This window comes from Streptomyces sp. NPDC052036 (assembly GCF_040680495.1).
In the GTDB taxonomy this organism is placed as follows: Bacteria; Actinomycetota; Actinomycetes; order Streptomycetales; family Streptomycetaceae; genus Streptomyces.
Map to the genome: position 1 here is coordinate 188,713 of NZ_JBFAWW010000013.1, position 24,997 is coordinate 213,709.

Below are 24,997 nucleotides of genomic sequence, written 5' to 3' on the forward strand. Positions count from 1 at the left end.
GATCACTCCAGCACCCGGGACGCGCCGATCGGCAGGTCCCACAGGTGCTCTCGGGACAGCCCCGCCTTCTCCCAGGCCTCCCGGACCCGCGTCAGCGGCTCCAGGACCGGCTCCGCCGACAGCACGAACGTGCCCCAGTGCATGGGCGCCATCCGGCGCGCGCCGAGGTCGGCCGTCGCCCGCACCGCCTCCTCCGGGTTGCAGTGGACGTCGCGGAGCCACCATCGCGGGTCGTAGGCGCCGATCGGCATGAGCGCCAGGTCGATCCCCGGATAGCGAAGGCCGATCCGCTCGAACCAGTGTCCGTACCCTGTGTCCCCCGCGAAGTACACACGTCGTCCGTCGGACGCCGTCAGTATCCAGCCGCCCCACAGGGAACGGCAGGTGTCCGTCAGCGTGCGCTTGGACCAGTGGTGGGCGGGGACGAAGTCGAAGCGGACACCGTCGAGTTGGGCGCCCTCCCACCAGTCCAGCTCGGTGACACGGGTGAATCTGCGCCGACGGAACCACGGGGCGAGCCCGGCCGGTACGAACACCGGTGTCGTGGACGGGAGTCGGCGCAGGGTCGGGGCGTCCAGATGGTCGTAGTGGTTGTGGCTGATCACCACGGCGTCGATGCGCGGCAGGGCGTGCCAGTCGATGCCGACGGGGGTGATCCGGGCGGGCGTGCCGAGGATGCGCCGGGACCAGACCGGGTCGGTGAGGACGGTCAGCCCGCCGATGCGCACCACCCAACTGGCGTGCCCCGCCCAGGAGACGGCGATCGTGCGGGTGTCGGTCCGGGGCAGCGGCTGCGGCTCGTACGGCAGCAGCGGGACGTCCCTGAGACCCTCGGGCCCGGGCCGTACGGCGCCCTCGCGGGCGAAGCGGGCCAGGGCCTTGAGGCCGGGCAAGGGTGCGGTGAGCCGGTCGACGAAGGAACGGGGCCAGATACGGCGCTCGCCCAGCGGGCGGGGCTCGGCGAGCGGCGGGAGCGAGGCCGGCCCTCCGGGGACCGGGCTCAGCAGGGATGCGGGCACCGGCTCGCCCACGTTCTGGTACGCCGGGCTGGAGGTCGTGGGCGGCTCGGACTGCTGCGTCATCGAGGAGGCTCCCATCGCTGAGCGTCGTCGCGGAGATCGTCGAAGACCGATCCAAGGAGGTTCAACGCGCGGTGCAGATGCGGCAGTTCCAACGGCGTTCGGGACTGGAGGGACTGGTCGCGTTCCTCGGCGGTGGTGCCGAGGAGCGGGCCGGTGGGCAGACGGACGCGGAGCGCCGCCAGATCGTCCCCGAAGCGATGGCCGCCCGGCACGGGCATACCGAGCCGGGCGCTGAGGAAGTCCTCCAGTTCCTGGGCGTCTGTGACGTCGTGCGCGTCGAGCGCGGGGCGCAGCGGGTCGAGGTCGGCGTAGAGGTGGCGTCCGGCCTGCGGGGGTCTGGCGAGGGCGCCCGCGGAGACCACGCGCCGGTGCACGGCGTCGGCCACGCGCGTGTGCAGCGCGACAGCGGCGGCAAGGCGTCGGGTGATCTCGGGGGGCTCCTCCAGTGCGTACGCGGCCGCGGCGGCGACCGGGTCGGCGACATGGGCGCCGAGCGCGGTGAGCACGTCGAGGACACGGGCGCGCAGCCCGGCGCCGTCGGCGGTGGCCGGGAAGCGGGCGACGGCCGCGGGCCAGCCCGTCGGCAGAAAGGGGCCGGCGAGGTCGGTGACCACGATGACCCTTTCGGGCAGCATCTCGGCCGGGCTGAGCAGAACGGTGTCGTGCGGCCGGTGCACGGTGTCGCGCCAGGTCTCGTCGCTCACCAGGTGGAGCCCCTCCCCGGCAGCGGCCTCCATGGTCTCGTGCACCAGCTCGGGCGGTGCCACGGTGGCGGTGGGGTCGTCGGCGACGGCCAGCACCAGCAGCTGCGGGTCGCCGCCTTCCGCGCGGATCCTGCGCACGGTCTCCAACAGGGCGTACGGGTCGGGGACGCCGCCGCACTCGGCGGGTGTCGCCACCGGGAACACGGCCCGGCCGAGCGCTCTGACCTGGGGCACCCACCAGGCGGCACAGGGCCGTGGGACGAGTACGTCACCGCCGAGCGCGGCGGTGACGGCGAGGAGCAGGGAGGCGGCGCCGGGTGCGGCGGCCACTTCGTCGGGCCGGGCGGGCAGTCCGCGTCGCGCGAAGTAGCCGCAGGCGGCCTCGGGCAGCCCGGTCACTCCGCCGGTGGGCCGGGCGCCGTCATGGCCCGCGGCCCGGACGAGCGCGGTGGACAGCCCGGGCAGCAGGGGCAGCCCGTCGCCGGGCAGGGGCGGGCCGTAGCGGACGGGGCCGTGCCCTTCCGGATCCGTCCGCCGCATGCGTGCCTCCGCGCAGTCCGTGATGCCGGTCCCCGTCCCCGGCTCGCCGCGGGCATCCGTCGCCCGGCCGGCCATCCTCGTACACCTGTTCGCTAACGTGCCGGTTGTTCCCCTACGGTGCCGGTGGTGCCCCGGGGATCTGAGTACCCAGGCTTCCGGCCGATCATGGGTGTCCGGAGGGGGTTCACCGGATCACGGGTTCAGCCGTGCGCGGCCGCGGCGCGGCCAGACCCGGTGCAGGGCGGCGGCGAGCGCGCCCGCGATCAGGAGGCCTCCGATGACGAGCGCGGGGACGGAGGCGGCGTAGGAACCGCCCAAGCCCGCGTTCACCCCGTGCTGCGAACCGACGGCCGATCGCCCGTTGTTCTTCGTCTGCCCTCGCTGCCCTCGCTGTCCTTGCTGCTGCCCCGACCCGTTCTTCCGGGCCTCGCCCTGCCGGCCGCCCTGGCCTGACTGCTGCCGGCGCCCCTGACCGTTGCCGTGGGCCTGCTCCTGGCCCTGCTGACGCCCCCGACCGTCGCTGTAGGCCTGGTCCTGGCCCTGTCGGCGCCCCTGTCCCTCGTCCAGGGCCTGTTTCTGTCCTTGCTGCTGCCCCACCCCGTCCGGCTCGTCGTCCAGTTCCCCACCCGACTGCTGCCCGAACTGCTGCGCCTCGCCCTCGCCCGACTGCTGCCCGAACTGCTGCGCCTCGCCCTCGCCCGACTGCTGCCCGAACTGCTGCGCCTCGCCCTCGCCCGACTGCTGCCCGTACCGCTGCGCCTCGCCCCCACCCGGCTGCTGCCCGAACTGCTGCATCTGGCCCTCCCCCGGCCGCCTGGCCGGCCCCGACCCTTGCAGCTGACCCGGCCCGTCGTACCGGCCCTCGTCCGCCTGCCAACCCGGCCCGTCGTCCAGCTCCCCGCCCGGCTGCCGCCCGTACTGCTGCTGCACCTCGCCCCCGCCCGGCCGCCGCCCGAACTGCGGCACCTGGCCCTCGTCCGCTCCCGGCCGCCGCCCGAACTGCTGCTGCACCTCGCCGCCCCCCGGCCGTCTGCCCAGCCCCGACCCTTGCAGCTGACCCGACCCGTCGTACCGGCCCTCGTCCGCCTGCCAACCCGGCCCGTCGTCCAGCTCCCCGCCCGGCTGCCGCCCGTACTGCTGCTGCGTCTCGCCCTCCCCCCGCTGTCCGTACTGCTGTGCCGCGCCGTTCCCCGGCCGCCGCCCCGCCCCGTACTGCCTCCCGGGCCGCAGGCCCTGCTCCGACAGACCGTCCGGGTACTCCCCTTGCGGGCTCGGTCGGGTCTGGCCCTGCTGCCCCAGCTGGGTCCCCGGCTGCTGCCGGCCCAGCGGCTGTTCCCGGCCGTTCGCCGGGCGGGTGCCGTCACCGGTCTCCCGCGACGCGGTGTTCCACGGCCTCTCTCCGCCGGGGGACCGCGGGCACCGTCCGTTCTCGCCCCGCTGCCCGTCACGGCCCTCGGGGGCGCTGTCGTCGGCGTAGGCGGCCCCTACGGCCGCGATCCGTGCCATACCGCCGTGGCGTATGTCGGTGCCGACGCCGTCCTGGCCGGCCGTCGCGCCGGCGCGGTCGGACGCGTCGTAGCTGTCGGGGCCGTCGGGACTGTCGGGGCCGTCGGGACTGTCGGGACTGTCGGGGTCGTCGGGGCTGTCCGGGGCTTCTTCGCCGCCGTAATCGCCGTAGTCGTCAAGTCGGTCGGCCGGCTCGCAGGACACCCGGGCCCTGAGCGCGCGGCCGGGACCTATGGAGCGTGAGGTGAGGTCGCCGGAGGGGTAGGCGGAGGCGGCCGGGGTTATCGCGCCCAGGGCGACGGCGGGCGGACCGACCGCGCCGAGGGCGGCACCGGCCAGAGCGGTGGCGGACAGGACGCGGGCACTACGACGCATACGAACTCCTTCGGCGGGGGGTCTTGCGGGCACGGTCGCCGTGCCCTCGCAAGCCCATGACAGCCCGCCCGGCCCCGGCCCGCGCGCGGCCGTGCCCCATTCGCGCGACCGGGGCATCCGCGCGGGTGACACCCGCGCGCTTGCAGGCGGAGTGGCACCGGCGGGGTCCGCCCCTCGCCGGTGCCGCTCCGCCGCGTCCGCTGTGCCGCCGCCAGGCCTCCATGCGCCTGTGCCGCTTGTGTCGCTATGCCGCCGTGTCGCCGTGTCTCTATGCGGCGTCCTTCATGACCTGGTCCCTGAGCCGGTCGCAGCAGCGGCTGATCAGACGGGAGACGTGCATCTGGGAGATGCCGAGCCGCTCGGCGATGCTGCTCTGCGTCATGTCGTCGAAGAACCGCATGTAGAGGATGGCGCGTTCCCGTTCGGGCAGTGCCTGGAGCCGGGGCTTGACGGCCTCGCGGTCGACGACGGTGTCGAGCGCCGCGTCGGGCGCGCCCAGGGAGGCGCCGAGCGAGTACCCGTCCTCGCTGCCCGGCACCTCGGCGTCCAGCGACAGCGCGGTGAAGCTCTCCAGGGCCTCCAGGCCCTCCCGGACGTCCTCCTCACTCATCCCCGCGTGCTCGGCGATCTCGGGGATGGTGGGCCTGCGGCCCGAGATGGTGCCCGACAGGTCCTGGCAGGCGAACCGGACCCGATTGCGCAGGTCTTGGACGCGGCGCGGCACATGCAGGGTCCACATGTGGTCACGGAAGTGCCGCTTGATCTCTCCGGTGACGGTGGGGACGGCATAGCTCTCGAAGGCGTGACCGCGTTCCGGGTCGTACCGGTCGACGGCCTTGACGAGACCGAGCGCGGCGACCTGGCGCAGGTCGTCCAGGCTCTCGCCGCGGTTGCGGAACCGTACCGCGAGCCGATCGGCCATGGGCAGCCAGGCCTCGACGATCTCGTCGCGGAGCGTGTCGCGCTCAGGGCCTGCGGGGAGCGTGGCGAGCCTGCGGAAGGCCTCCGTGGTGTCGGGGGCGTCGTCGTGCGGGTGGTGCTTCACGCTCACTCGGTTGGGCATGGTGGATCGCAACTCCCTAGCTGGTGCCTTGGGTGGACGGTCAGCGTGGGAGGGCACCCGTGCCGGACGGGCACACCCGTGGCGGGTATCCACCGCTCCCACGGACGTGCCTCCTGTCCGAAGCACTGAGACAGCGCCTGCCCTGCCGCCTCCGCGGCAAACACCCGGGCGCCCCGGGTCACCCGGACGGCCCTCGGGCGACCGGCTGCCGACCGCCTGCCGGGATTCCGTGTCGATCGCGACCCACCGGGTACGCGACTGCCACCCCCGAACATCTGGAGGGAGTCATGCAGCGAGGCAGCGACCGGCTGAACGTCCACCGCGACGACGAGATGAAGCACGAACTGCAAGGACTGCTGCGGTCCGGTCACCCGACGCGGACCGAGGAGTGGCACGACCCCGAGCCGAGCGCCGACGACGATCCGGCGATCTGGGCCGGTCCGGTGGTTCCGGGCGCCGGGGGCTCGGTGGCCGACATGCGCTACGAGTTCGCCCGCATCCTGGGCCGTACGGCCTTCCCGGCGCGCCGGGACGACCTGATCGAGACCCTGCGCCGCCGGCACGCCCCGGACACGCTCGTCGACACCGTGGCGCGGCTTCCGCGCTCGGCACGCTATGCCAACGCCCAGCAGCTCGCCGAAGCCGTCGTCGAGGAGTGAGGCGGCGCGGTGAAGGCATGGGTCCCCGGCCGGACGGACGACCGGCGCCGGACGGGCGCCATGAGGTCAAGCCGCTTCCGCCGTGCGTGCAGTTGGCCGGGGCCGCGGTGCACGAGGCCGCGGAGCACGCGGAGGCGGAGAAAGGACAGTGAACATCGTGCGTATCGCGTTCCTGACCGCGCCCGAGGGTGTGGAGCAGGTCGAACTCACCGATCCCTGGAAGGCGGTGTCCGACGCCGGTCACCAGCCGGTTCTGGTGTCCACGAAGCCGGGTCACATCCAGGCGTTCAACCACCTCGACAAGGCGGACACCTTCCCGGTGGACGCGGTCGTCGACCAGGTGGGGGCCGAGTCCTTCGACGGGCTCGTGCTGCCGGGCGGCGTGGCCAATCCGGACTTTCTGCGGATGGACGAACGGGCCGTCGGGTTCGTCCGGTCCTTCTTCCAGCAGGGCCGCCCGGTCGCGGCGATCTGCCACGCGCCCTGGATCCTGGTCGAGGCGGATGTCGTACGCGGCCGGACGCTGACGTCGTGGCCGAGCCTGCGGACGGACATCACCAACGCCGGGGGCACCTGGGTGGACGAGCAGGTACGGCTGGACCAGGGCCAGAACAAGCTGATCACCAGCCGCAAGCCGGACGACCTGAAGGCGTTCGGCGAGGCGATCCTGACGGAGTTCGGCGGTCAGGAGCGGTGAGCGGGCGGGCCGGCGCGGGGCGCGGGCTCACCGCGCCGGTTCGGCTCCCGTGCACGGCCCGAGGTCGGCCGCTCCCCGCTCCCGTGCCCCGTTGCGGGTCCGGCTCGCCACGACCGGGCGACGGGGATGGCGGCGCAGGTACTCGCCCTCCAGCTGTGCCATGCGGTCGTTGTGGGCCCGCAGCGCGTCGTTCGAGCCGTGCAGCAGCGTGTCATGACGGGTGCGGTGGATCGTCTGCAGCTCCTTCATGAGCTGCTGGTCGGTCAGCCGGCCCGGGTCGACTCCGGTCATCGTGGTACCCCGCTCGTCGTGTTCCTCGGTGCGGTCCGGGTACCCGCCTGGAAAGGCACTACCCCGAGCGGTATCCGGGAGGGAGCCATGGATCTCGCATTCCTCCATCCACTGTACGAACATCCCGGCCCCTGGGCCTCCGCATACGTCGACACCTCCCGGCACACCGAGTCCACCGCCCATGAGCTCTCCCTGACCGCTCAGGCCCTCGCCCGGTGGCTGGCCGGACAGGGCGCGGACGAGCCCACGTGCCGGGCCGTGCGCGAGGCGGTCGAGGACCTGCGCCACTCGCCCGAACCGTACGGAAGGGCCATGTTCGCCCGTGCGGGGGAAGTGGTGCTGGATCCGCCTCTGGTCAGGGCCCCGCCCGGCTCCTCGGCCCACTGGACGCCGCTGCCGCACACCGCGCCGCTGCTGGAGCTGGCCGGGGAGGATCCGGTGTGCGTGGTGGCGTACATCGACCGCAAGGGCGCCGAATTCGAGCTGCGCGGGGCGCTGGGCAGCCGGGAGGCCGGACAGGTGACCGGTCAGCAGTGGCCCCTGCACCGCAGAAGCGCCGCGGACTGGTCGGTGCGCCACTTCCAGCTGCGGGTGGAGAACACCTGGGAGCACAACGCGGCCGAGATCGCGGACGCGCTCGCCGTCTGCGAGGAGGAGACCCGTGCCGACCTGGTGATCCTCGTCGGCGAGCAGCGCGAGCGCCATGCCGTACGGGAGCGGCTGCCGCGCCGGCTCAGGGACCGGGTGGCCGAGGCCCCGCACGGCGTGGGCAGCCGGCTGCTGGACGAGGACGTGGAGCGGATCCGCAGCGAGCATGTCCGTCGGCGGGCGGACGAGGAGCTGGAGCGGTTTCTGGCGGCCCTGGCACCGGACGAGGAGGGGCAGGAGCGGGCGGTCGAGGGGGTGCCCGCGGTCGTCGAGGCGGCACGCGAGCACCGGATCGACGAACTCCTGATCCGGCCGGGCGGCCCGGACACCCGTCGTGAGGTGTGGGTCGGCGAGGACCCGGACCAGCTCGCGATGCGCCGCAAGGACCTACGGGCGCTGGGCGAGCGGCACGCCTGGCCGGCCCGCGCGGACGACGCCCTGGTGCGCTCCGTGGTGGAGACGCGGGCCGAGGCCGTGTCCGTGACGGCGGCGACCGCGGACGAGGTGCCGACGGGCGGCGTGGGGGCGTTGCTGCGCTGGGCCTAGGCCCCTACCCCGCACGAACTCCCCCACACGCGTACTCACCCACGCGTAGGCCCTAGCGGGCCCGCTCCACCCGTCGTTCGTCCCACACCGGCTCCGGGGTCTCGCGGAGCCGGCCGTCGCTGCCGAAGACCAGATAGCGGTCGAACGCGCGCGCGAACCAACGGTCGTGAGTCACCGCGAGGACCGTGCCCTCGAACCCCTCCAGGCCCTTCTGGAGCGCCTCGGCGGACTCCAGGTCCAGGTTGTCCGTCGGCTCGTCGAGCAGCAGGGCGGTCACCCCCTGGAGTTCCAGCAGCAGGATCTGGAACCGGGCCTGCTGTCCGCCGGAGAGCCGGTCGAAGGTCTGCTCGGCCTGCGCGGTCAGCTCGTAGCGGCGCAGCCGGGACATGGCCGCTCCCCGGTCCTGGGAGTGTTCCCGCCACAGGATGTCGAGGAGAGTACGGCCCTCCAGCTCGGGGTGCGCGTGCGTCTGGGCGAAGTGCCCGGGCACGACGCGCGCCCCGAGCCGCCACTGTCCCTCATGGGCCACGTCGCCGCCCGCGAGGAGCCGCAGGAAGTGCGACTTCCCGGAGCCGTTGGAGCCGAGGACCGCGACGCGTTCGCCGTAGAAGACCTCCAGGTCGAAGGGTTTCATGAGGCCCGTCAGTTCGAGGTCCGCGCAGGTGACGGCCCGGACGCCGGTCCGGCCGCCCTTCAGCCGCATCCTGATGTCCTGCTCGCGCGGCGGCTCGGGCGGCGGCCCGGCCTCCTCGAACTTGCGCAGCCGGGTCTGGGCGGCCTGGTAGCGGGACGCCAGCTCATGGCTGACGGTCGCGGCCTGACGCAGGTTCAGGACCAGCTTCTTCAGCTGGGCGTGCTTCTCGTCCCAGCGTCTGCGCAACTCCTCGAAGCGGGCGAAGCGTTCCCGCCGGGCCTCGTCGTACGTGGCGAATCCGCCGCCGTGCAGCCAGGCGTCGGCGCCGGCGGGCCCCGGTTCCAGCGAGACGATCCGCTGTGCGGCGCGGGCCAGCAGTTCCCGGTCGTGGGAGACGAACAGCACGGTCTTACGAGTCTCGGCGAGCCTCTCCTCCAGCCATCGCTTCCCGGGGACGTCGAGGTAGTTGTCGGGCTCGTCGAGGAGCAGGACCTCGTCGGTGCCGCGCAGCAGCGCCTCCAGCACGAGCCGCTTCTGTTCGCCGCCGGAGAGGGTGCGGACCTGGCGCCACTGTGCCTTCTCGTACGGAATGCCGAGCGCCGCCATGGTGCACATGTCCCACAGCGTCTCCGCCTCGTAGCCGCGCACCTCGGCCCAGTCGGCGAGGGCCTGCGCGTACCGGAGCTGGGCGGCCTCGTCGTCGACGGTCATCACGGCGTGCTCGGCGGCGTCCACGGCGCGGGCGGCCTCGCGGACACGGGGCGGAGCGACCGAGACCAGCAGGTCCCGTACGGTCGTCTCGTCCCGTACGGACCCCACGAACTGGCGCATCACACCGAGCCCGCCGCTGGTGGTGACGGTCCCGCCGTGCGGCTTCAACTCACCGGAGAGCAGCCGCAGCAAGGTGGTCTTCCCGGCCCCGTTGGGCCCGACGAGCGCGACGACGGCGCCTTCGCCGACCCGGAAGGACACATCGCCGAGCAGTGCCCTCCCGTCCGGAAGGTAGTACTCGAGATGCGCTGCTTCCAGATGACCCATGCCGCGCATTGTGGGCGGCCGTGACGGGACCGGGCAACCCGATATCGCCCCGGGACTCCGCCCTGCCCCCTGTCTCCCCCTCGGCCCTTGTCTCCGCCGCGCACGGTTCGGCCCTTCGGGGGTATCCGCGCCCCATGACCCCAGATGTCGACCTCACCACCCGCCTGCCGGGCCCGCATCCGTTCCGTGACCGGTTCCTCGCCCTGGACTGCCGGCTGTTCCAGACCGTCGCCGCCCGGCACTGGCCCGGGGCCGACCCCCTGCTCCCCCGGCTGAGCCGCGCCGCCAACCACGGTGTCCTGTGGTTGGCCACGGCCGCGGCCCTCGCCGGCACCCGGAGCCCCCGCGCTCGCCGGGCCGCCGCTCGCGGAGTCGCCTCCCTCGCGTTGGCCTCGGCCACCATCAACACCGTCGGCAAGCGCTCGGTCCGTCGCCCCCGGCCCGTCCTGGACCCGGTACCGGCTGTCCGCCGACTGAAGCGCCAGCCGATCACCACGTCGTTCCCGTCGGGCCACGCGGCCTCGGCCGCCGCCTTCGCCGCGGGTGTCGCCCTGGAGTCGCGCGGCTGGGGCGCCGCGGTCGCGCCGCTCGCCACCGCCGTCGCCCTCTCCCGTGTCTACACCGGCGTCCACTTCCCGAGCGACGTCCTCACGGGTGCGGCCCTGGGCATGGGTGCCGCCTACGCCGTACGGGGCCTCGTGCCGACCCGCGATCCGGTGCCGCCGCCCGGCCGCCCGAGCGTGGGCGCTCCCGCGCTGCCGGACGGGGCGGGGCTCGTGGTCGTAGTGAACAAGGGTTCGGGAACCCCGGACCGCGTCCATGCCCTGCAGGACGCCCTTCCGGCCGCGGAGACGGTGGAGTGCGAGCCGGCCGATGTGCGCGACGGGTTGGAGAAGGCGGCCGCCCGCGCCCGTGTCCTCGGGGTGTGCGGCGGCGACGGCACGGTGAACGCGGCCGCCGAGGTCGCCCTGCGCCACGGCCTTCCGCTCGCGGTCCTGCCCGGCGGCACACTCAACCACTTCGCGCTCGACCTCGGCATCGAGGAGGTCCATGACGTGGTGCGGGCGCTCCGGCAGGGTGACGCGGTCCGCGTCGACGTGGGGCGGTTCTCCTCCGGCGGAACCCAGGGCTGTTTCCTCAACACCTTCAGTCTGGGGGTCTACCCGGACCTGGTGCGTCAGCGGGAGCGCTGGTCACCGCGGATCGGCGGCTGGCCGGCCGGCGTCCTCGCGGCCCTGCGTGTCCTGCGCGGCGACCACCATCCCCTGCGCGTCGAAGTGGGCGGCCGGACCCATCCGTTGTGGCTGCTGTTCGCGGGCAACGGCACCTACCACCGCAGGGGCCTCGCCCCCGGCCGCCGTCACGACCTGGCCGACGGGAAGCTGGACGTGCGGGTGGTGCACGGCGGCCGCCGTCCCGCCACCCGGCTGCTGACGGCCGCGTTCGCCGGCCCGCTGTCCCGCTCCCCCGCGCACTCGGCGGTCCGGGTGCGGCGTCTGCGCCTGGACGGCGTCGCCCCGGGCACCCTCCTCGCCTACGACGGTGAAGTCGCCGAGGCGGCGGGGGCGGTGACGCTCGAGAAGCTGCCCGAGGCGCTGACCGTCTACCGTCCGCTCCCCCTCCGCTGACCGGTCGGCCCACCGTTCCCCGTCTGTCCACATGTCCGTCCACATGTCCGTCCACATGATTGTCCACATTCCAAGACGCAGGTCTCATTATTCGGCATGAGCGCCTACGGTGATGCGTGCCGGCGGCCCACCGTCCCGTGGCGACACCCGCGGCGCGGTGGGCCGCCGACACCAGGGGAGTACGAGGAGAAGAGGACAGGCATGCCGAAGGAGACGGCCGTCTACACGCACGGCCACCACGAGTCCGTGCTGCGCTCGCACATCTGGCGAACCGCCGCCAACTCCGCGGCGTACCTGCTCGACTCGCTCAAGCCGCACATGCGGATCCTGGACATCGGCTGCGGCCCGGGCACCATCACCGCGGACCTGGCGGAACTGGTCCCCGACGGCCATGTCACCGGTGTCGACCACGCCCCGGGGATCCTGGAGCAGGCCCGCGCCACGGCCGCCGCCCGCGGCCTCACCAACGTCGACTTCACGGTCGCGGACGTGCACGCCCTGGACTACCCGGACCACACCTTCTGTGTGGTCCACGCACACCAGGTGCTCCAGCACGTGGGCGACCCGGTGCAGGCGCTGCGCGAGATGCACCGGGTCACCCGTCCGGGGGGTTTCATCGCCGTACGCGACGCCGACTACGCGGCGATGACCTGGTACCCGGCATCCGAGGGCCTGGACGACTGGCTGGACCTGTACCGGCGGGTCGCCCGTGCCAACGGGGGCGAGCCCGACGCCGGGCGGCGGCTGCGCTCATGGGCGTTGCAAGCCGGCCTCAGGGACATCAGGGCGACCTCCAGCACCTGGACCTTCGCCACACCGCAGGAGCGGGCCTGGTGGAGCGGGCTGTGGGCGGACCGCACCCTCGCCTCCGCCTACGCCGACCGCGCCACCGAGGGTGGTCACGCGACCGGCGAGCAGCTGACGGGCGTCTCCGAGGCCTGGCGGGAATGGGGTCGGCACGAGGACGGCTGGTTCGCCGTACTGCACGGGGAAATTCTGTGCCGAAAGGAGGTCTGATTCCCGGATTTCGGGAAACCCGGTGAGCAGGAGGTCACACTATGGTTCCCGTTCTACTGGTTCTTCTGCTGGCACTGATTCTCTTCGGCGTCGGATTCGCAGTCAAAGTCCTGTGGTGGATCGCGCTTGCGGTGCTCGTGATCTGGCTTCTGGGATTCCTGGTGCGCGGTACCACCGCGGCCGGAGGCAGGAGTCGATGGTACCGATGGTGACCGGCCGGAACAGAAGATCCGCCCGTTACCGGATCGCCGGGTGACATCCCGGCGATCACTCCCGGGGAAGCAGTGTCCCCAGCGGCCCGAGGTCCAGATTGAGGTCCTCGGGCCGCAGCCCGTACCGCTCCCGGAGTTCGGCCATCCGGTCCTCCAGCAGCATCAGGGTGAGCCCGATGCACTCCTCCTGCTCCTCGCTCAGCTCCCCGGTGTCGAACCGGCGCACCGCCTGCCGCTCCATGAGCTGGCGGAGCAGTTCGACGACGGTCAGCACGAGTTTCACCAGGTCCCGCTCCACCGTGTCGGGGTCGAGGTCGAGTCGGCTCTGTCGCTGGGTCACGGTTCCTCCACCCACGGCACGGACACCTGTTCGCCGACCGAGCTGATCAGCGCGTTCAGGTCGATGCGGACGAGGTCGACGTCCGCGATACGCAGAGTGAGGTCGCCCGTGATGACCACCCCGCCGGCCAGCAGCCGGTCCAGGAGGTCGACCAGGGCGACCTGTCGGTGTTCGAGAGCGGTCATGACCGGCTCCGTCCGTCGACGCCGCTGAAGGAGTACGCGGCCCAAGGCCCCGTCAGTTCCACGCGGACACCAGGAATTCCGCTCTCTTCGCGCTGCACTCTTTCCACGAACGCCTCCGAGGCCGAACGCGGCACCAGATAGGCGGCGTTGAGCACGTTACAGCCGGACACTCCGGAAAGCGCGGCATTCTGCGGGGAGTGGAGCAGGGAGTCCTCGGCGCACCCGGAAAGGGTGTCGTGCAGTCGGCGTGCGAACCTCTCGGTGTTTTCCCGCATTTCGTCCTGAGCATGGTGCTGCAGACGCCGCTGACGCAGGTAATCACGGCCCGAGGCCGCCTTCCGGGGCTCCGAGGTCCCCTGCGGGCCTTCCGTCCGTTCCTTCCGCTCCGCCTCCGCGTACACCTTGACGCCCCATTCCACCCGTCCGTCGAGCCGGTCCAACGCACGGTGGAAGTCGTCCTCGCGTTCCTCCAGCATCGCGCGTACGCCGCTGTCGTCCCGGAACACGGTGGCGAGCCGCAGCGGCAGGGGGGTCGTGACGGAGGTGAGCGCGTCGATGACGCCCTGGTGTGCGCGGGCGGTGCCGGTGAGCCAGTCCAGGTCCTCCAGATGGGCCCTGAGCGGTCCCTCGGCGAAGTCCTCCTCCGGGACCGTGCCGACGATGGCGATCAGGCTCCCGTGGGGCAGCTGCCGGGGCGGCACCCCCGCGACGCCCGTCGGGACGTCGGCCGACGCCTCGAAGGGGCGGCAGACGGCGTAGACATACCGCAGTCCGGTCATGACGCCTCCTCCTCGGTACGCGCCTCCTCCAGTGCGGCCAGCTGTGAGCGCAACTCGGCATTCTCCCGCATGAGTTCACTGTGCCGTGCGCCGGAGGACAGCGCCGGGTCGTTCTCCCACCAGTCGATGCCCATCTCCTTGGCTCGGTCGACGGAGGCGACGACCAAGCGGAGCTTGATGGTGAGCAGCTCGATGTCCAGCAGGTTGATCCGGATGTCACCCGCGATCACTACGCCCTTGTCGAGGACGCGTTCGAGGATGTCGGCCAGGTTGGCGCCGCCGTCGCGGGACGCGTAGGGATCGGGCAGTCGTCCGGGAGTGGTCATGAGCGGCCCCCTTCCCGCGGGTCCTCTACGTCTTCTGAGTCCTCTGCGTCCTCTGCGTCCTGTGCGTCCTCTGCGTCCTCTGCGTCCTCTGCGTCCCCTGCGTCTTCCAGGTCCGCCGGGTCGCCCGCGAACTCCGCGTCCACCAGTGCCTCCGGATCGTCGTCCGCGAACTCCGCGTCCACGGCGTCCTCCAGACGCTCCAGCAGATACGCCTCCGCGTCCTCCACGGTCCCGAAGTCCTCTACGCCCTCTGCCTCCTCTACGTCCGCCATGTCCTCATCCAAGGGATACGCGCGGGCGCCGCTTCGGGTGACGTGGCGGCCGACGGCCAGGGCGAGGCGGGCGAAGCCGGGGCTGTTGCCGTCGGCGACGTCCCGGAGTCTCAGGCTGAGTCCGCCGAGTCTGCGGCCCACGGCGGCGAGCAGGGGCCGGGCCCGCACCACCGCATACGCCCACGCCTCCGCCTTCAGCCGCTGAACGGCCGGGTCGGGGGTGGTCGCCGGGATGCGGGCCGCCAAGGGCTGCCTCGACCTGCCGCTCCTGCGCCCGAGGGCATAGGCGACACCCAGGGCAAGGCCGAGTTCCAGTCGGTTCATGACGCCGTACCGCCCGCTGGACCGGGACCACCGCGCTCCATGGCGATCTCCAGCCGGTCCAGCAGTTGGTCCTCCAGCCGGTCGAACTCCTGGTCGTCGATCTCGCCCGCCTCCAGTCGCTCTTCCAGGCGGGCCAGTTCGGCTCGTACGGCGGCCGGGTCGTAGTACTGACGCTCGGCCTCCGAGAGCACCTGTCTCACCGCCCAGAGGCTGCCCCGCACAGGTGCGAACGGCAGCAGCAGCACCTCTCCGATCAGCCCCATCGCTCACTCCGCGTCCGTCGCGGCGGCGGGCTCGGCCGGCCCGGGCTCCACGAAGCTGTACGGCGGCAGCGGGCCGTTGACCCGCACATCGAGATGCGGGTGGGCTTTGCGGACCTCCTCAACGGCGTTCAGGAACGCGGCGGAGGTGTCACGGTCCACCAGGAACGACACATTGGCCAGCCATCCCGTGGAGTCGGGACCCACACTCACGGCCTCGGCGGCGGGCTCCAGGGCGCTGTGCACCTGAGCGGCATCCTCGCTCTCACGGCCCTGCACCGCGGCCGCCACCATCTCGCCCAGACGCAACCGGTCCTCGTAACTGCCGCCGCCCGCCTTGCGGTTGGCCTCGGCGAGGGTGCGGATGTCCTGGTTCTCGGACATCACCCGGTGCAGCACGGCCTCCTGGTCGTGGCTGGCCTTGACGTTGTACTCGACCTTCCCGGCCAGTGTGTCCAGCCGCTCCAGGTAGTGTTCGACGCGCTGCGCGAGGACGCCGGTGACGGCGTCGTCGTCCGCCGCGACACTGCCGAACCTCATGGGCAGTACGGATCCGCCCACCGCCGCCTCGTTCAGCACGCTCTGGTGGGCGAGCAGATCACGGCGCTTGGGGCGCAGGCCCTCGGGCGCGTCACTGACGATCGCCGCCAGCTCGCCCCGGGTCAGAACGCGCACGGGACGGGCCGGTTCGCCGACCCCGCCCATGCCGCTGGGGAGCGAAGGGTGAGAGGCCGCGGCGATGCCGTAGACGTAGGTGCTCACTCCTGCTCCTCCTTCTTCTCCCGCGCGGCGGTGGACTTACGGGTCCGCGCGCGCGGCTGGCCCTCCTCGCGGGCCTGCCGGAAGGCGTCGGATATGGTCTCCGCGGCGCCGGAGAGCGCCCCCTTGGACTTGCCGCGCGCACCGGACTCGGTGATCTCACCGACCAGGTCGGGCAGTCCGGGACTCTTGTGCGGGCCGGACTCCAGGTCGAGCCGGTTGCACGCCTCGGCGAAGCGCAGATAGGTGTCGACACTGGCGACGACGACCCGTACGTCGATCTTCAGGATCTCGATGCCGACGAGGGAGACGCGGACGAACGCGTCGATGACGAGCCCTCGGTCGAGCACGAGTTCCAGGACGTCGTACAGGCCGCTGCTGCCGCCTCCTCCGGTCTGCTGTGCCGGGACAACGGTCATGGCGAACGGACCTCCTTACGGTCTCGGGAACGGGAACGGGAACGGGAACAGGAACAGGAAAGGGAACGGTTGGTGCGAGTCGTACGAGTGCGCGAGTGGTAGGAGTACGAGCCGCGAGTACGGTTGGGGGGTGCGAAGCGACGGTCCGTCAGGAGCGGCCGCCCGTACGGGCGTCGGCCCTCCCGCGTTCGTAGCGGCGCACGCGTCGATAGCCGGTCAGCTCGCCGTCCGTGGCGAGGTCCACCTCATAGCTCGCGAGCAGGCTCATGGTGTCGGGAACCCTGGCGAGTTCCAGGACCTCGATCTGCAGGGTCCATCCGTCCTGGGTGCGTTCGAAGGACGACACGGACTCGGCGGCCAGGCCCGTGAGCTCCGTGAACTGGGCGCGCGCCTGACGCAGCACCTCCATGGTGCTGGGCCGGCCGCCCGCCCGGGCGTCGTCGTCGGAAGAGTCGTGGTTCTTCGGTGTACGTGATGTGTTCGTCATGGCCACCTCTCCCCCCGTGTGGCCGCAACGGCGTTGGCCAAACCTGTGGGTCCCCGGTTCAGTCGCGCACTGCCCGCAGCCGCGGGGGGGCGGGACCGAGCGAGGGTGCGGCCACCGGGGCGCCCGGCAGGGCGCGGACCGTGCCTCAGCTCGTCGAGCAGCTCACCCGTCCCGGGTCCACCGCGTCGACCTGCCCAAGGAGGGCGGCACCGCCTGCGACGACACCGCCACCCCCGCCCACCTCGCCGACCAGGCCTCTCTGCCCCTGCACCGCCGGCTCTCCCGCGCCGACCGGCCCGAGCGGCCCGCCCGCACGGTCCGCGTGGCCGTCATCGCGCTCCTTCGGTCACGGCACCACCGCGTGTTCCACCAGCAGCCGGGCCACGGCGGCGATCGACTCCGCGTCGATGCCCGCGGCGTGCAGTTGTTCGGCGGGCGTCGCCGAGCCGGGCATCGTACGGACCGCGAGACGCACCAGCCGCGGTACGGGCCGCCCGTCGACGAAGGCGTCCAGGACGGCGTCGCCGAGACCGCCCTCCTCGCGGTGGTCCTCGACGGTCAGCAGGCATCCGGTGCGTTCGGCGGCCTCGCGCAGGGTGGCACGGTCGACGGGCTTGACCGAGTACAGATCGACGACCCGTACCCGGACGCCCTGCTCCGCGAGGGCGTCGGCGGCCTTGAGCGCCTCGTGGACGGTGACTCCCGCGGCCACCACGGTGAGCCGGTCCTCGGCGCTCGCGCGCAGCACCTTGCTGCCGCCGACCGGGAACTCCTCGGTGGGTCCGTAGATGACCGGCGTCTTCCCGCGGGAGGTGCGCAGATAGCGGACGCCCTCGAGGCCCGCCATGGCGGCGACCAGCTTGGCCGTCTGGTTGGCGTCGCACGGGTACAGGACGGTCGAGTCGTACACGGAGCGGAACATCGCGAGGTCCTCCAGGCCCATCTGGGAGGGCCCGTCCTCGCCGATGGCGCACCCGGCGTGCGAGCCCACGAGGTTGATGCCGGAGCCGCTGATGGCGGCCATCCGAACGAAGTCGTGGGCGCGGGTGAGGAACGCGGCGAACGTCGCCGCGTACGGCAGCCAGTCGCGCGCGGCCATGCCGACGGCGGCGGCGACCATCTGCTGTTCGGCGATGTAGCACTCGAAGTAGCGGTCGGGGTGCTCCTTGGCGAAGTACTCGGTGCGCGTGGAGTCGCCGACCTCGCCGTCCAGCGCGACGACGTCGCCGCGTGCGCTGCCGAGCGCGGCGAGCGCCTGGCCGTAGGCGTCCCGGGTGGGGACCTCGTCGCCGATCTCGTAGCGCGGCAGGTCCAGGTGTCCGCCCTGGACGGCGTGCAGCATCCGGGCGGTCGGCGGCGACTGGACCTCGATGAGCAGGTTCCGTACGCCGCCGAGTTCCTCGATCGCCTCCTCCGCGTCCGGCAGCGGCTTGCCGTGCAGTCCCTCGCGGTTCTCGACGGCGGCGACGCCCTTGCCCTTGAGGGTGCGGGCGAGGATCACGGTGGGCTGACCGGCGGTGGACTCGGCCTCGGCGTAGGCGCGGTCGATGGCCTCGACATCGTGCCCGTCGACCTCGATGGTGTGCCAGTCGAAGGCCTTGAACCGGCGCGCGTAGGCGTCGAGGTCGTGTCCGTGGCGGGTGGGTCCGCGCTGGCCCAGCCGGTTGACGTCGACGATCGCGACCAGATTGTCGAGATGCTCGTAGCCGGCGTGCTCGGCGGCCTCCCACACGGATCCCTCGGCCAGTTCGCTGTCCCCGCACAGCACCCAGACCCGGTATCCGGTGTGGTCGAGCCGCTTCCCGGCCAGGGCGATACCGACGCCGACGGGCAGCCCCTGGCCGAGGGAGCCGGTGGCCGTCTCGACCCAGGGCAGCCGACGGGGTGTGGGGTGCCCTTCGAGCCGGCTGCCGAGCTTGCGGAAGGTCAGCAGTTCGGTCTCGTTGATGGCTCCGGCGGCCCGGTACGCCGCGTACAGCAGGGGCGAGGCATGCCCCTTGGAGAGGACGAACCGGTCGTTGGCGGGATGGGCGGGGCGTTCGAAGTCGTAGCGGAAGTGCTTGGCCAGCAGAACCGCCATGAGGTCGGCGGCGGACATCGAGGAGGTCGGGTGCCCGGAGCTCGCCGCCGCGGCGGCGCGGACGCTGTCGACGCGCAGTTGCTGGGCGAGTTCGGTGAGTTGACGGGTGTTCAGTTCGGTGAGCTGGCGGGTATTCATGAGTCATCCTCCGTACCGGACTTTTCGGGACCTGCCGGCACTCGGGCCAGTTCGGGCGACGCGGTGTCGAGCGGCACGTTCCAGGAGCGGACGAGCCCCAACTGGACTTCCTGGCGCGGCAGTACGGTGTCCATGAGCCAGTCGGCGGCGACCCGGACGCGGTTGCCGGGCATCGCCGCCAGGTGGTAGCCCCGGGTGACGGCGCCCGCGAGCGGCCCGGACAGGGGGACGCCGAGCGGGTTGGCGGCGGCCTGGGCTCCGCCGAGGTCCACGACGAACCCCAGGTCGCGGTGGCGGTAGGGGCGCGGGCCGCCGAGGCCCAGCGAGGCGGCGACGTTGACGGCGGCGACCTTTCCCTGCCGCCAGGCGTGCTGCGCCGTCATCGGCGTGTACTGGCCGGGGTTGGCGAGATCGGGCACGGCGGCCGCGTCCCCGCAGGCGAACACATCGGGGTGGCCCGGCACCCGCAGATACGGGTCGACCAGCAGCCGGCCGCGCTCCAAGGTCCGTCCGAGGCTCTCGACGAGCGGATCGGGCCGTACGCCGACGCACCAGACCAGGGAGCGGGTGCCGACGAACTCCCCGTCCGTGAGCAGGACTCCGTCATGGGTCGCCTCCTTCACGGAGACTCCCATCCGCACATCGACGCCGCGTCGGCGCAGGCTCCGGTCGGCGGTGCGGGAGAGCCGCTCGTCCATCTCGGGCAGCACACGGGACGCGATGTCCAGCAGCAGCCAGCGGGGCCGCATGCCCGCGCGCAGCGGCTGCTTGCGCACCATCGCGTCGGTGAACATCTTGCCCTGCGCGGCGACTTCCGTCCCGGTGTAGCCGGCGCCGACCACCACGAAGGTGCAGCGGGAGGCGCAGTTCCTGGGATCGTCGGCCGCGGTGGCCAGCTCCATCTGGCGGATCACGTGGTCGCGCAGATAGAGGGCCTCGGGCAGGCCCCGGAAGCCGTGGGCGTTCTCGGCGACGCCGGGGATCGGCAGCAGTTTGTTGACGCTGCCGACGGCGAGCACCAGCCGGTCGTAGCCGAGGGTGCCGCCCTGCCCCTCGGGATCGGTGTAGTGCACGGTGCGCGCGTCGAGATCGATGCCGTCGGCCTCGCCGAGCACCAGACGGACATGGCGAAGGGTGCCGGAGAGGGAGACGGCGACGTGGCGCGGTTCCAGGATGCCCGCGGCGACCTGGGGCAGCAGGGGAAGATACAGAAAGTAGTCGGTCGGGTTCAGCAGGGTGATCTCGGCCCGGCTGCGGGTCAGCCGGGACAGGGTTCGGGCTGTCCGGTAGCCGGCGAATCCGGCACCGACGATGAGAATGCGAGGTCGACTCACGTTTCGCCTCCGGCGAGGTCGCGCGTTACGTCGTCTGCCTGCCGGGCGCACGAATGCCACCCGGAGAGACCTTCCGCGTTTCCCGGGCCAGGTCCCCCAAACCCGGCAGTCCCGGCGTTTCACCTCCGCTCTCGCGGTCACCAGCGCGGCACAGCTTGGTTCCCGGGTCGGGCTCCGGCGCGGTCGGGGGCGAAAGCCCGGTAAGGGTCGAAGACCCGGTCGGGGCCGAAAGTCCGGTCGGGACTGAAGCGGCGCACGGGGTCGAAGCGGCGTAGGGGGTCGAACTGGCGCACGGGGTCGAAGCAGCGTAGAGGGCCGACGCGGCATAGAGGGCCGATGCGGCGCACGGGGTCAGGCGCGGCGGCGCAGGGCTCCGGCGGTCACCGCGGCGCCGAGACTGCCGGCCAGCAGGCCCGCGCCGATCCTTCCGCGGTTGCGGGAGAGCCATTCCTCGCCACTGGTGGGCAGGGACTCCGCGTCGAAGCGCCCGTGCGCCCCGAAGTCGTGGCCGTGCGGGCCGTCCGCGGGCGCCCACAGGTTTCCCGCCCCGCCGTGTCCCGCCCTGCGCTGCCGCTCGTCCTGCCGCCTGTCCTGCCGTGTGTCCTGGGGCTCGTCCTGCTGTGCGTCGAAGCCGGTGCGCGCGAGGTAGCGGTCCAGCAGTCCGGGAGCCACCGCGTTGGCGATCAGTGTGGCCACCGTCGATCCGCCCACCCAGTACTCCCGGCGCCTGGGGTGCCCGGCCGCGTGCACGACCGCGCGTGCCGCCACCTCCGGCTGGTAGACGGGCGCCACCGGCCTGGCCCGTCGCGGCATCCGGCTCAGCGCCCAGTCGAACTGCGGGGTGTTCATGGCCGGCAGCTGCACCATCGTGGTCCTGACCCGCGACCGCTCGTGCAGCAGCTCGCATCGCAAGGACTCGTTGAACCCCTGGATGGCGTGCTTGGCACCGCAGTACGCCGACTGCAGCGGAATCCCCCGGTACGCCAGCGCCGAGCCGACCTGGACGATCGTCCCGTGGTTCGCGGGCAGCATGTGCCGCAGGGCGGCCCGGGTGCCGAACACACAGCCGAGGTAGGTCACTTCGGTGACCCGGCGGAACTCGTCCGGCGCGACGTCCGTGAACCGGGCGAAGACGCCGGCGAACGCGTTGTTGACCCAGACGTCGATGCGCCCGAACTCGTCGGCTACCTGTTGCGCGGCGTCTTCGACCGCCCTCGCGTCCGCGACGTCGACGGGCACGACCAGCGCCTCACCGCCGACGCGCCGCACCTCGTCCGCGGTCGCGGCGAGACCCGCGCGGCCCCGGGCGAGCAGGGCGACCCGGTCGCCCCGGGCGGCGAAGGCCACGGCCGTGGCCCGGCCCACGCCGCCGCTCGCGCCGGTGACCACGACTGCCCTGCGATGCCTGGTCAGGGCTCCCGGCCATGGCCTGCTCATCACTCACCGGATCCGGCGGTGGGACGCGTCGGGGCGCTCCTCCGGCACGGCCGGATCCGGGACGCCCGACAGCCGCGTACCCGCTCCCGGCGCCCCGGGTGCGGGGGGCGGCATCGGCGGGTACGGCATACCGAGCCCGCCCTGCGGCCCGGCGGGCGGCGCATCACCGACGAACCGGCCCTGGGCGCCACGGGCGCCGGCTCCGTGGTGGCCGCCGCCGGAGCGTGCGGTGCCGCGCAACAGGTAGGCGGCCACGCCCAGCACCGCCGCCATGATCAGCGCGGCGGCCCAGCCGGGCAGGCCGAGGGCCAGCGCCAGTCCTGCGGCGAGCGCCAGCGCGGCACCCGCGTACAGGCCCACGGCACCGGACGCGGCGTACAGCGCGGCCGTACGCCGCTGCTTGCGCGTCTGCTCGCGCAGCTCGTCACGCACGGCCTCACGGGCCACCTGTGCCAGCTCGTCGACCAGCTGTTTGTCCAGATGTTCCAGATGATCCAAGGGCTTCATGCCGGCCGGGTACCCGGGCCCGGGCGCGCATAACGCCCCGCGCCCCGGCACGCACACCCCCTGCTCCGCGGAAGAGGGGCCGGGATCCGACGGAAACGATCTCCCGGCCCGGGCGAGCCCAACTAGGCTCGTGCGCATGGAGATTCTGGGAGCCTCGCTGCGTATCTGCGTCGACGATCTGGAAACCGCGGTCCACTTCTACGAACGTCTGACGGACACCAGAGCCCTCCGTTTCGAGCGCGGCAGTGTGCAGGTCGCCGCGGTCGGCTGCTTCCTGCTGATGAGCGGCCCCGCGTACGAACTGGAACTGTTGCGCAAGGTGGCCGCGACGATCGCCGTCGAGGACGTCGACGAGGCCCACCGGGTGCTGACCGAACTCGGCGCCCGGGTCATCGCCGGCCCGGTCCCCACACCGGTGGGCCGCAATCTGATCGCGGCGCATCCGGACGGGGCGGTGTACGAGTACGTGGACCGCCGGCCACCCGCGTAGCGGCTCACGGCGCGGGCCGCATCCGGAAGTCGTAGTGCGCCGGAAGCGGCTCGTCGGTGATCAGCGCCCACAGCTCGTCGATCGCCCCGGCGCCCTCCCGCAGGTCCGCGACCTCGAATCCCTCGTCGAAGACGGCCCGCGCCGCCTCTCGGTCCCCCTCGGCGAGCAGCAGCCGGGCCTCGGTCAGCCGGAAGCGGCCGCGCTCACGTGTCACGGGGTGGAGGCGGTGCCACACGGACCGTGCGTCCCGGGTGCGGCCCACGGCCAGAGTCGCGTCTAGGGCCTCCCGGCCGAGTGCCGCGGTGACGGCCGTCCAGGTCTCGCCGTCGTCGCGCCGCTCCCGGCACAGGTCGTCGAAGGCCTCGGTGTACCGGTCGGCGGCGCGCTCATGGTGGCCGGCCTCCTGATCGGCCACCGCGAGACAGCGCAGCAACGGCCACTGGGACGGGGCGAGCGGCAGCGCGCGCTCCCAACTGCGCACCGCCTGCGCGCGGTCGCCCGCATGCCACTGGGCGACCCCGAGGTGATACTCCGTCAGCGGGCTTGCGGGCGCGGTCTCCAGCATGTCCCGCCAGTGCGGAGCCACCAGCGTCTCACCGGGCGGCCCGACCCGCCGCGGCTCGGGGAAGGAACCCGACCGGAGCAGCTCCAGCCAGGTCCCCTGCGCGTCACCGAGCGTCGCCTCCTCGAACGGGGTGCCCGGCAACTTGTCGCCCGAGCGCAGCACTTCCAGCGCGCCCCAGCCCGAGCCGACGGCGAGCACCTCACCGGGTTCGGCGTCGGCGCAGGGCCGCCACGCGGCGTAGGCGGCCTCGACGCGCTCGCGCGGCAGACAGGCTTCCAGGCGCTCCTCGGCCGCGCGTACGACGCCGGGCCACTCGCCCTCGCATTCGGCGCGCAGCGGCCCGTACGCCTCCAGCCACGCCACCTCGCTCTCCGCCTCCAGGCGTACGTGTTCCAGCTGGGTGCGGGCGAGCCCGGCCTGGATCTCGCAGTAGCCGCCGGTGCCCGGTTCGGTGAGCCACTGCTGCCAGCGGCGCCCGCCGGTGCCCGTGCCCCAGACGAACAGCTTCCGGCCGCGCAGCACATCGGTCGACGTCTGCACCAGTCCGTCGCCGTCCTCGCCGAGCGCGGCGATCCAGCGGCGCCGTGCGTCGGGCACCTCGTAGAAGTAGTCGGCGGGATGGACGCTGTTGGCGGGGTAGGTGCGGTCGACCCCGTCGTACGACGGCATCGGCACCCGGCGCAGTCGGCGCTCGTAGCCGAAGTGGTAGGCCTCCTCGGCGGGTGCGAGGACCCGGCACTCCTCGGGTACGGCGATGTTGGACCACCAGTAGAGCGGCACCGGCCGGTCGTGCGGATTGCGGATCCGGACGCCGACGTACAGGAAGTCGGAGCCTTCCGGCAGCCACAGGTCGACCTGGAAGGGCAGGTCGCGCAGGCGCTCCCACTCCCACAGACGCAGCATCTCCCCGCCGTCGGGCGCGGTGACGCGGGCCGCGTGCAGGGGCGAGCAGGACAGGGCGGTGTGGCCGGTGGCGCCGATGTTCCACTCGATGCCGCCGGAGAACCAGGCACCGTTGAGCGCGAAGCAGGCGGGCTGGAACACAGGGTTGCGGTAAAGGAGTTCACGGCCGGTCGGCTTGTGGAACAGCGAGGCGACACGTCCGCCGAGGCCGGGCAGAACGGTGGCGCGCAGCCGGTCGTTCTCGATCACGAGGGCGTCGAGCTCCCGGGATGCACGCCCTCTGCCATAGCCGTCCCGGACCCGCGCGGGCAGCAGGCTGCGCAGCGGCTCGTAGCCGATCTGGCGGGCCATGTCGCGCGGCAGGTCGTCCCTGTCCCGGTCCTCGATGCGGTGCATCTCGTCGAGCGGCCGCAGCGGGGGAAGCGGGTTGTCCGGCCCCAGCTCCGCGGCGGGCAGTGTCACTGCGTCACGTCGGATCGTCGTCACGATCGCCATGGAACCCGGCAGCCGGGAAGCTGACCAGGGGCTCTGCCGGTCAGGATTGCGCAAAAGCGGCCTCGCCGCCGCCACGACTCCGGCAGGAGCGGTGCTGACACCGCGCCGGCCGCCCCTCCCGCGAGGCGGCCGGGCGGGCTGCCTGCCGGGGGACTTGGGGGACTAGGGCGTGTTTCGAAAGTCCCGTCTGGCCCGCGACTCCCCCAGCCTGGCGGCTGGGAGGTGCCCCCAGGCACGGCACCTCGCCGCGTTGTCGG

27 protein-coding genes are annotated in these 24,997 nt (G+C 72.7%); 7 read left to right on the forward strand and 20 right to left on the reverse strand.

Annotated elements, in window-relative coordinates:
* Positions 1–2: 2 nt before the first annotated feature.
* From AB0L95_RS20150 to AB0L95_RS20165, 4 genes are all read right to left on the reverse strand, one after another.
* Entirely contained in the window at positions 3–1,082 is a 1,080-nt protein-coding gene (locus AB0L95_RS20150; protein WP_365163083.1) for an MBL fold metallo-hydrolase, read from the reverse strand.
* On the reverse strand, positions 1,079–2,326 hold the full coding sequence (locus tag AB0L95_RS20155) for an aminotransferase class I/II-fold pyridoxal phosphate-dependent enzyme (protein ID WP_365163144.1): 1,248 nt from the start codon (positions 2,324–2,326) through the stop codon (positions 1,079–1,081). The genes AB0L95_RS20150 and AB0L95_RS20155 overlap by 4 nt, the downstream gene beginning before the upstream one ends.
* A gap of 192 nt (positions 2,327–2,518) precedes the next feature.
* Entirely contained in the window at positions 2,519–4,207 is a 1,689-nt protein-coding gene (locus AB0L95_RS20160; protein WP_365163085.1) for a hypothetical protein, read from the reverse strand.
* Between the two features lie 268 nt (positions 4,208–4,475).
* Positions 4,476–5,270: an RNA polymerase sigma factor SigF gene (locus AB0L95_RS20165; protein ID WP_365163086.1), complete on the reverse strand. Its 795-nt coding sequence runs from the start codon at positions 5,268–5,270 to the stop codon at positions 4,476–4,478.
* 287 nt (positions 5,271–5,557) lie between these two features.
* Here AB0L95_RS20165 and AB0L95_RS20170 point away from each other — a divergent pair, with 287 nt between their 5' ends.
* Positions 5,558–5,929, forward strand: coding sequence for a DUF2795 domain-containing protein (locus AB0L95_RS20170; protein WP_365163088.1), 372 nt, complete (start codon positions 5,558–5,560; stop codon positions 5,927–5,929).
* Between the two features lie 157 nt (positions 5,930–6,086).
* A complete protein-coding gene (locus AB0L95_RS20175; protein WP_365163090.1) occupies positions 6,087–6,626 on the forward strand; it encodes a type 1 glutamine amidotransferase domain-containing protein in 540 nt (179 codons plus the stop codon).
* Between the two features lie 27 nt (positions 6,627–6,653).
* Here the strand turns inward: AB0L95_RS20175 and AB0L95_RS20180 are convergent, their stop codons facing one another.
* Entirely contained in the window at positions 6,654–6,917 is a 264-nt protein-coding gene (locus AB0L95_RS20180; protein WP_365163092.1) for a DUF6158 family protein, read from the reverse strand.
* Between the two features lie 87 nt (positions 6,918–7,004).
* Between AB0L95_RS20180 and AB0L95_RS20185 the strand changes: the two genes are divergently transcribed.
* The gene (locus AB0L95_RS20185; RefSeq protein ID WP_365163094.1) at positions 7,005–8,111 is read left to right on the forward strand and encodes a Vms1/Ankzf1 family peptidyl-tRNA hydrolase; all 1,107 of its coding nucleotides are present in this window, start codon (positions 7,005–7,007) and stop codon (positions 8,109–8,111) included.
* 52 nt (positions 8,112–8,163) lie between these two features.
* Here AB0L95_RS20185 and AB0L95_RS20190 read toward each other — a convergent pair whose 3' ends face one another.
* Positions 8,164–9,783, reverse strand: a complete 1,620-nt coding sequence (locus AB0L95_RS20190) for an ATP-binding cassette domain-containing protein (RefSeq protein ID WP_365163095.1) — start codon at positions 9,781–9,783, stop codon at positions 8,164–8,166.
* A gap of 134 nt (positions 9,784–9,917) precedes the next feature.
* Between AB0L95_RS20190 and AB0L95_RS20195 the strand changes: the two genes are divergently transcribed.
* From AB0L95_RS20195 to AB0L95_RS20205, 3 genes are all read left to right on the forward strand, one after another.
* A complete protein-coding gene (locus tag AB0L95_RS20195; RefSeq protein WP_365163096.1) occupies positions 9,918–11,411 on the forward strand; it encodes a phosphatase PAP2 family protein in 1,494 nt (497 codons plus the stop codon).
* Between the two features lie 201 nt (positions 11,412–11,612).
* The gene (locus tag AB0L95_RS20200; RefSeq protein ID WP_365163098.1) at positions 11,613–12,428 is read left to right on the forward strand and encodes a class I SAM-dependent methyltransferase; all 816 of its coding nucleotides are present in this window, start codon (positions 11,613–11,615) and stop codon (positions 12,426–12,428) included.
* Positions 12,429–12,469: 41 nt separating this feature from the next.
* Positions 12,470–12,640: a hydrophobic protein gene (locus AB0L95_RS20205; RefSeq protein WP_365163100.1), complete on the forward strand. Its 171-nt coding sequence runs from the start codon at positions 12,470–12,472 to the stop codon at positions 12,638–12,640.
* Between the two features lie 55 nt (positions 12,641–12,695).
* Here the strand turns inward: AB0L95_RS20205 and AB0L95_RS20210 are convergent, their stop codons facing one another.
* The 13 genes from AB0L95_RS20210 to AB0L95_RS20270 all read right to left on the reverse strand — a co-directional run bounded on the left by AB0L95_RS20210 (position 12,696) and on the right by AB0L95_RS20270 (position 22,287).
* Positions 12,696–12,980, reverse strand: a complete 285-nt coding sequence (locus AB0L95_RS20210) for a gas vesicle protein K (protein WP_365163102.1) — start codon at positions 12,978–12,980, stop codon at positions 12,696–12,698.
* On the reverse strand, positions 12,977–13,165 hold the full coding sequence (locus tag AB0L95_RS20215) for a gas vesicle protein (RefSeq protein ID WP_365163103.1): 189 nt from the start codon (positions 13,163–13,165) through the stop codon (positions 12,977–12,979). The genes AB0L95_RS20210 and AB0L95_RS20215 overlap by 4 nt, the downstream gene beginning before the upstream one ends.
* Positions 13,162–13,944: a GvpL/GvpF family gas vesicle protein gene (locus tag AB0L95_RS20220; RefSeq protein WP_365163105.1), complete on the reverse strand. Its 783-nt coding sequence runs from the start codon at positions 13,942–13,944 to the stop codon at positions 13,162–13,164. Before AB0L95_RS20220 ends, AB0L95_RS20215 begins: the two co-directional genes overlap by 4 nt.
* The gene (locus tag AB0L95_RS20225; RefSeq protein WP_365163107.1) at positions 13,941–14,270 is read right to left on the reverse strand and encodes a gas vesicle protein; all 330 of its coding nucleotides are present in this window, start codon (positions 14,268–14,270) and stop codon (positions 13,941–13,943) included. Before AB0L95_RS20225 ends, AB0L95_RS20220 begins: the two co-directional genes overlap by 4 nt.
* Positions 14,267–14,866, reverse strand: coding sequence for a hypothetical protein (locus tag AB0L95_RS20230; RefSeq protein ID WP_365163109.1), 600 nt, complete (start codon positions 14,864–14,866; stop codon positions 14,267–14,269). The genes AB0L95_RS20225 and AB0L95_RS20230 overlap by 4 nt, the downstream gene beginning before the upstream one ends.
* Positions 14,863–15,129, reverse strand: coding sequence for a gas vesicle protein GvpG (locus AB0L95_RS20235; protein ID WP_365163110.1), 267 nt, complete (start codon positions 15,127–15,129; stop codon positions 14,863–14,865). Before AB0L95_RS20235 ends, AB0L95_RS20230 begins: the two co-directional genes overlap by 4 nt.
* Positions 15,130–15,132: 3 nt before the next feature.
* A complete protein-coding gene (locus AB0L95_RS20240; protein WP_365163112.1) occupies positions 15,133–15,888 on the reverse strand; it encodes a GvpL/GvpF family gas vesicle protein in 756 nt (251 codons plus the stop codon).
* Positions 15,885–16,304 (reverse strand): gas vesicle structural protein GvpA, encoded by a 420-nt coding sequence (locus AB0L95_RS20245; RefSeq protein WP_365163114.1) that lies wholly within the window; start codon positions 16,302–16,304, stop codon positions 15,885–15,887. Before AB0L95_RS20245 ends, AB0L95_RS20240 begins: the two co-directional genes overlap by 4 nt.
* Positions 16,305–16,452: 148 nt before the next feature.
* Positions 16,453–16,791: a gas vesicle protein gene (locus AB0L95_RS20250; protein ID WP_365163116.1), complete on the reverse strand. Its 339-nt coding sequence runs from the start codon at positions 16,789–16,791 to the stop codon at positions 16,453–16,455.
* 346 nt (positions 16,792–17,137) lie between these two features.
* Positions 17,138–19,009: a transketolase gene (locus tag AB0L95_RS20255; protein ID WP_365163118.1), complete on the reverse strand. Its 1,872-nt coding sequence runs from the start codon at positions 19,007–19,009 to the stop codon at positions 17,138–17,140.
* Positions 19,006–20,343: an NAD(P)/FAD-dependent oxidoreductase gene (locus AB0L95_RS20260; protein WP_365163120.1), complete on the reverse strand. Its 1,338-nt coding sequence runs from the start codon at positions 20,341–20,343 to the stop codon at positions 19,006–19,008. Before AB0L95_RS20260 ends, AB0L95_RS20255 begins: the two co-directional genes overlap by 4 nt.
* Positions 20,344–20,694: 351 nt before the next feature.
* Positions 20,695–21,780: an SDR family oxidoreductase gene (locus AB0L95_RS20265; protein ID WP_365163122.1), complete on the reverse strand. Its 1,086-nt coding sequence runs from the start codon at positions 21,778–21,780 to the stop codon at positions 20,695–20,697.
* A 3-nt stretch (positions 21,781–21,783) separates the two neighbouring features.
* Positions 21,784–22,287 carry a phage holin family protein gene (locus tag AB0L95_RS20270; protein WP_365163124.1) on the reverse strand — a complete coding sequence of 168 codons (504 nt, stop codon included), beginning with the start codon at positions 22,285–22,287 and terminating at the stop codon, positions 21,784–21,786.
* 136 nt (positions 22,288–22,423) lie between these two features.
* Here AB0L95_RS20270 and AB0L95_RS20275 point away from each other — a divergent pair, with 136 nt between their 5' ends.
* Positions 22,424–22,777 (forward strand): VOC family protein, encoded by a 354-nt coding sequence (locus AB0L95_RS20275; RefSeq protein ID WP_365163126.1) that lies wholly within the window; start codon positions 22,424–22,426, stop codon positions 22,775–22,777.
* A gap of 4 nt (positions 22,778–22,781) precedes the next feature.
* Here AB0L95_RS20275 and AB0L95_RS20280 read toward each other — a convergent pair whose 3' ends face one another.
* Positions 22,782–24,740, reverse strand: coding sequence for a DUF5107 domain-containing protein (locus AB0L95_RS20280; protein WP_365163128.1), 1,959 nt, complete (start codon positions 24,738–24,740; stop codon positions 22,782–22,784).
* Positions 24,741–24,997 lie beyond the last annotated feature (257 nt).

Bases quoted from the DNA above. Each gene is read 5' to 3' on its own strand.
- AB0L95_RS20245 (WP_365163114.1), bottom strand. From the start codon at position 16,304: ATGACCGTTGTCCCGGCACAGCAGACCGGAGGAGGCGGCAGCAGCGGC.
- AB0L95_RS20265 (WP_365163122.1), bottom strand. From the start codon at position 21,780: ATGAGCAGGCCATGGCCGGGAGCCCTGACCAGGCATCGCAGGGCAGTC.
- AB0L95_RS20270 (WP_365163124.1), bottom strand. From the start codon at position 22,287: ATGAAGCCCTTGGATCATCTGGAACATCTGGACAAACAGCTGGTCGAC.
- AB0L95_RS20205 (WP_365163100.1), top strand. From the start codon at position 12,470: ATGGTTCCCGTTCTACTGGTTCTTCTGCTGGCACTGATTCTCTTCGGC.
- AB0L95_RS20155 (WP_365163144.1), bottom strand. From the start codon at position 2,326: ATGCGGCGGACGGATCCGGAAGGGCACGGCCCCGTCCGCTACGGCCCG.
- AB0L95_RS20195 (WP_365163096.1), top strand. From the start codon at position 9,918: ATGACCCCAGATGTCGACCTCACCACCCGCCTGCCGGGCCCGCATCCG.
- AB0L95_RS20200 (WP_365163098.1), top strand. From the start codon at position 11,613: ATGCCGAAGGAGACGGCCGTCTACACGCACGGCCACCACGAGTCCGTG.
- AB0L95_RS20230 (WP_365163109.1), bottom strand. From the start codon at position 14,866: ATGAACCGACTGGAACTCGGCCTTGCCCTGGGTGTCGCCTATGCCCTC.
- AB0L95_RS20275 (WP_365163126.1), top strand. From the start codon at position 22,424: ATGGAGATTCTGGGAGCCTCGCTGCGTATCTGCGTCGACGATCTGGAA.
- AB0L95_RS20150 (WP_365163083.1), bottom strand. From the start codon at position 1,082: ATGACGCAGCAGTCCGAGCCGCCCACGACCTCCAGCCCGGCGTACCAG.
- AB0L95_RS20280 (WP_365163128.1), bottom strand. From the start codon at position 24,740: ATGGCGATCGTGACGACGATCCGACGTGACGCAGTGACACTGCCCGCC.
- AB0L95_RS20185 (WP_365163094.1), top strand. From the start codon at position 7,005: ATGGATCTCGCATTCCTCCATCCACTGTACGAACATCCCGGCCCCTGG.
- AB0L95_RS20250 (WP_365163116.1), bottom strand. From the start codon at position 16,791: ATGACGAACACATCACGTACACCGAAGAACCACGACTCTTCCGACGAC.
- AB0L95_RS20190 (WP_365163095.1), bottom strand. From the start codon at position 9,783: ATGGGTCATCTGGAAGCAGCGCATCTCGAGTACTACCTTCCGGACGGG.
- AB0L95_RS20160 (WP_365163085.1), bottom strand. From the start codon at position 4,207: ATGCGTCGTAGTGCCCGCGTCCTGTCCGCCACCGCTCTGGCCGGTGCC.
- AB0L95_RS20220 (WP_365163105.1), bottom strand. From the start codon at position 13,944: ATGACCGGACTGCGGTATGTCTACGCCGTCTGCCGCCCCTTCGAGGCG.
- AB0L95_RS20255 (WP_365163118.1), bottom strand. From the start codon at position 19,009: ATGAATACCCGCCAGCTCACCGAACTGAACACCCGTCAACTCACCGAA.
- AB0L95_RS20170 (WP_365163088.1), top strand. From the start codon at position 5,558: ATGCAGCGAGGCAGCGACCGGCTGAACGTCCACCGCGACGACGAGATG.
- AB0L95_RS20180 (WP_365163092.1), bottom strand. From the start codon at position 6,917: ATGACCGGAGTCGACCCGGGCCGGCTGACCGACCAGCAGCTCATGAAG.
- AB0L95_RS20225 (WP_365163107.1), bottom strand. From the start codon at position 14,270: ATGACCACTCCCGGACGACTGCCCGATCCCTACGCGTCCCGCGACGGC.
- AB0L95_RS20215 (WP_365163103.1), bottom strand. From the start codon at position 13,165: ATGACCGCTCTCGAACACCGACAGGTCGCCCTGGTCGACCTCCTGGAC.
- AB0L95_RS20165 (WP_365163086.1), bottom strand. From the start codon at position 5,270: ATGCCCAACCGAGTGAGCGTGAAGCACCACCCGCACGACGACGCCCCC.
- AB0L95_RS20235 (WP_365163110.1), bottom strand. From the start codon at position 15,129: ATGGGGCTGATCGGAGAGGTGCTGCTGCTGCCGTTCGCACCTGTGCGG.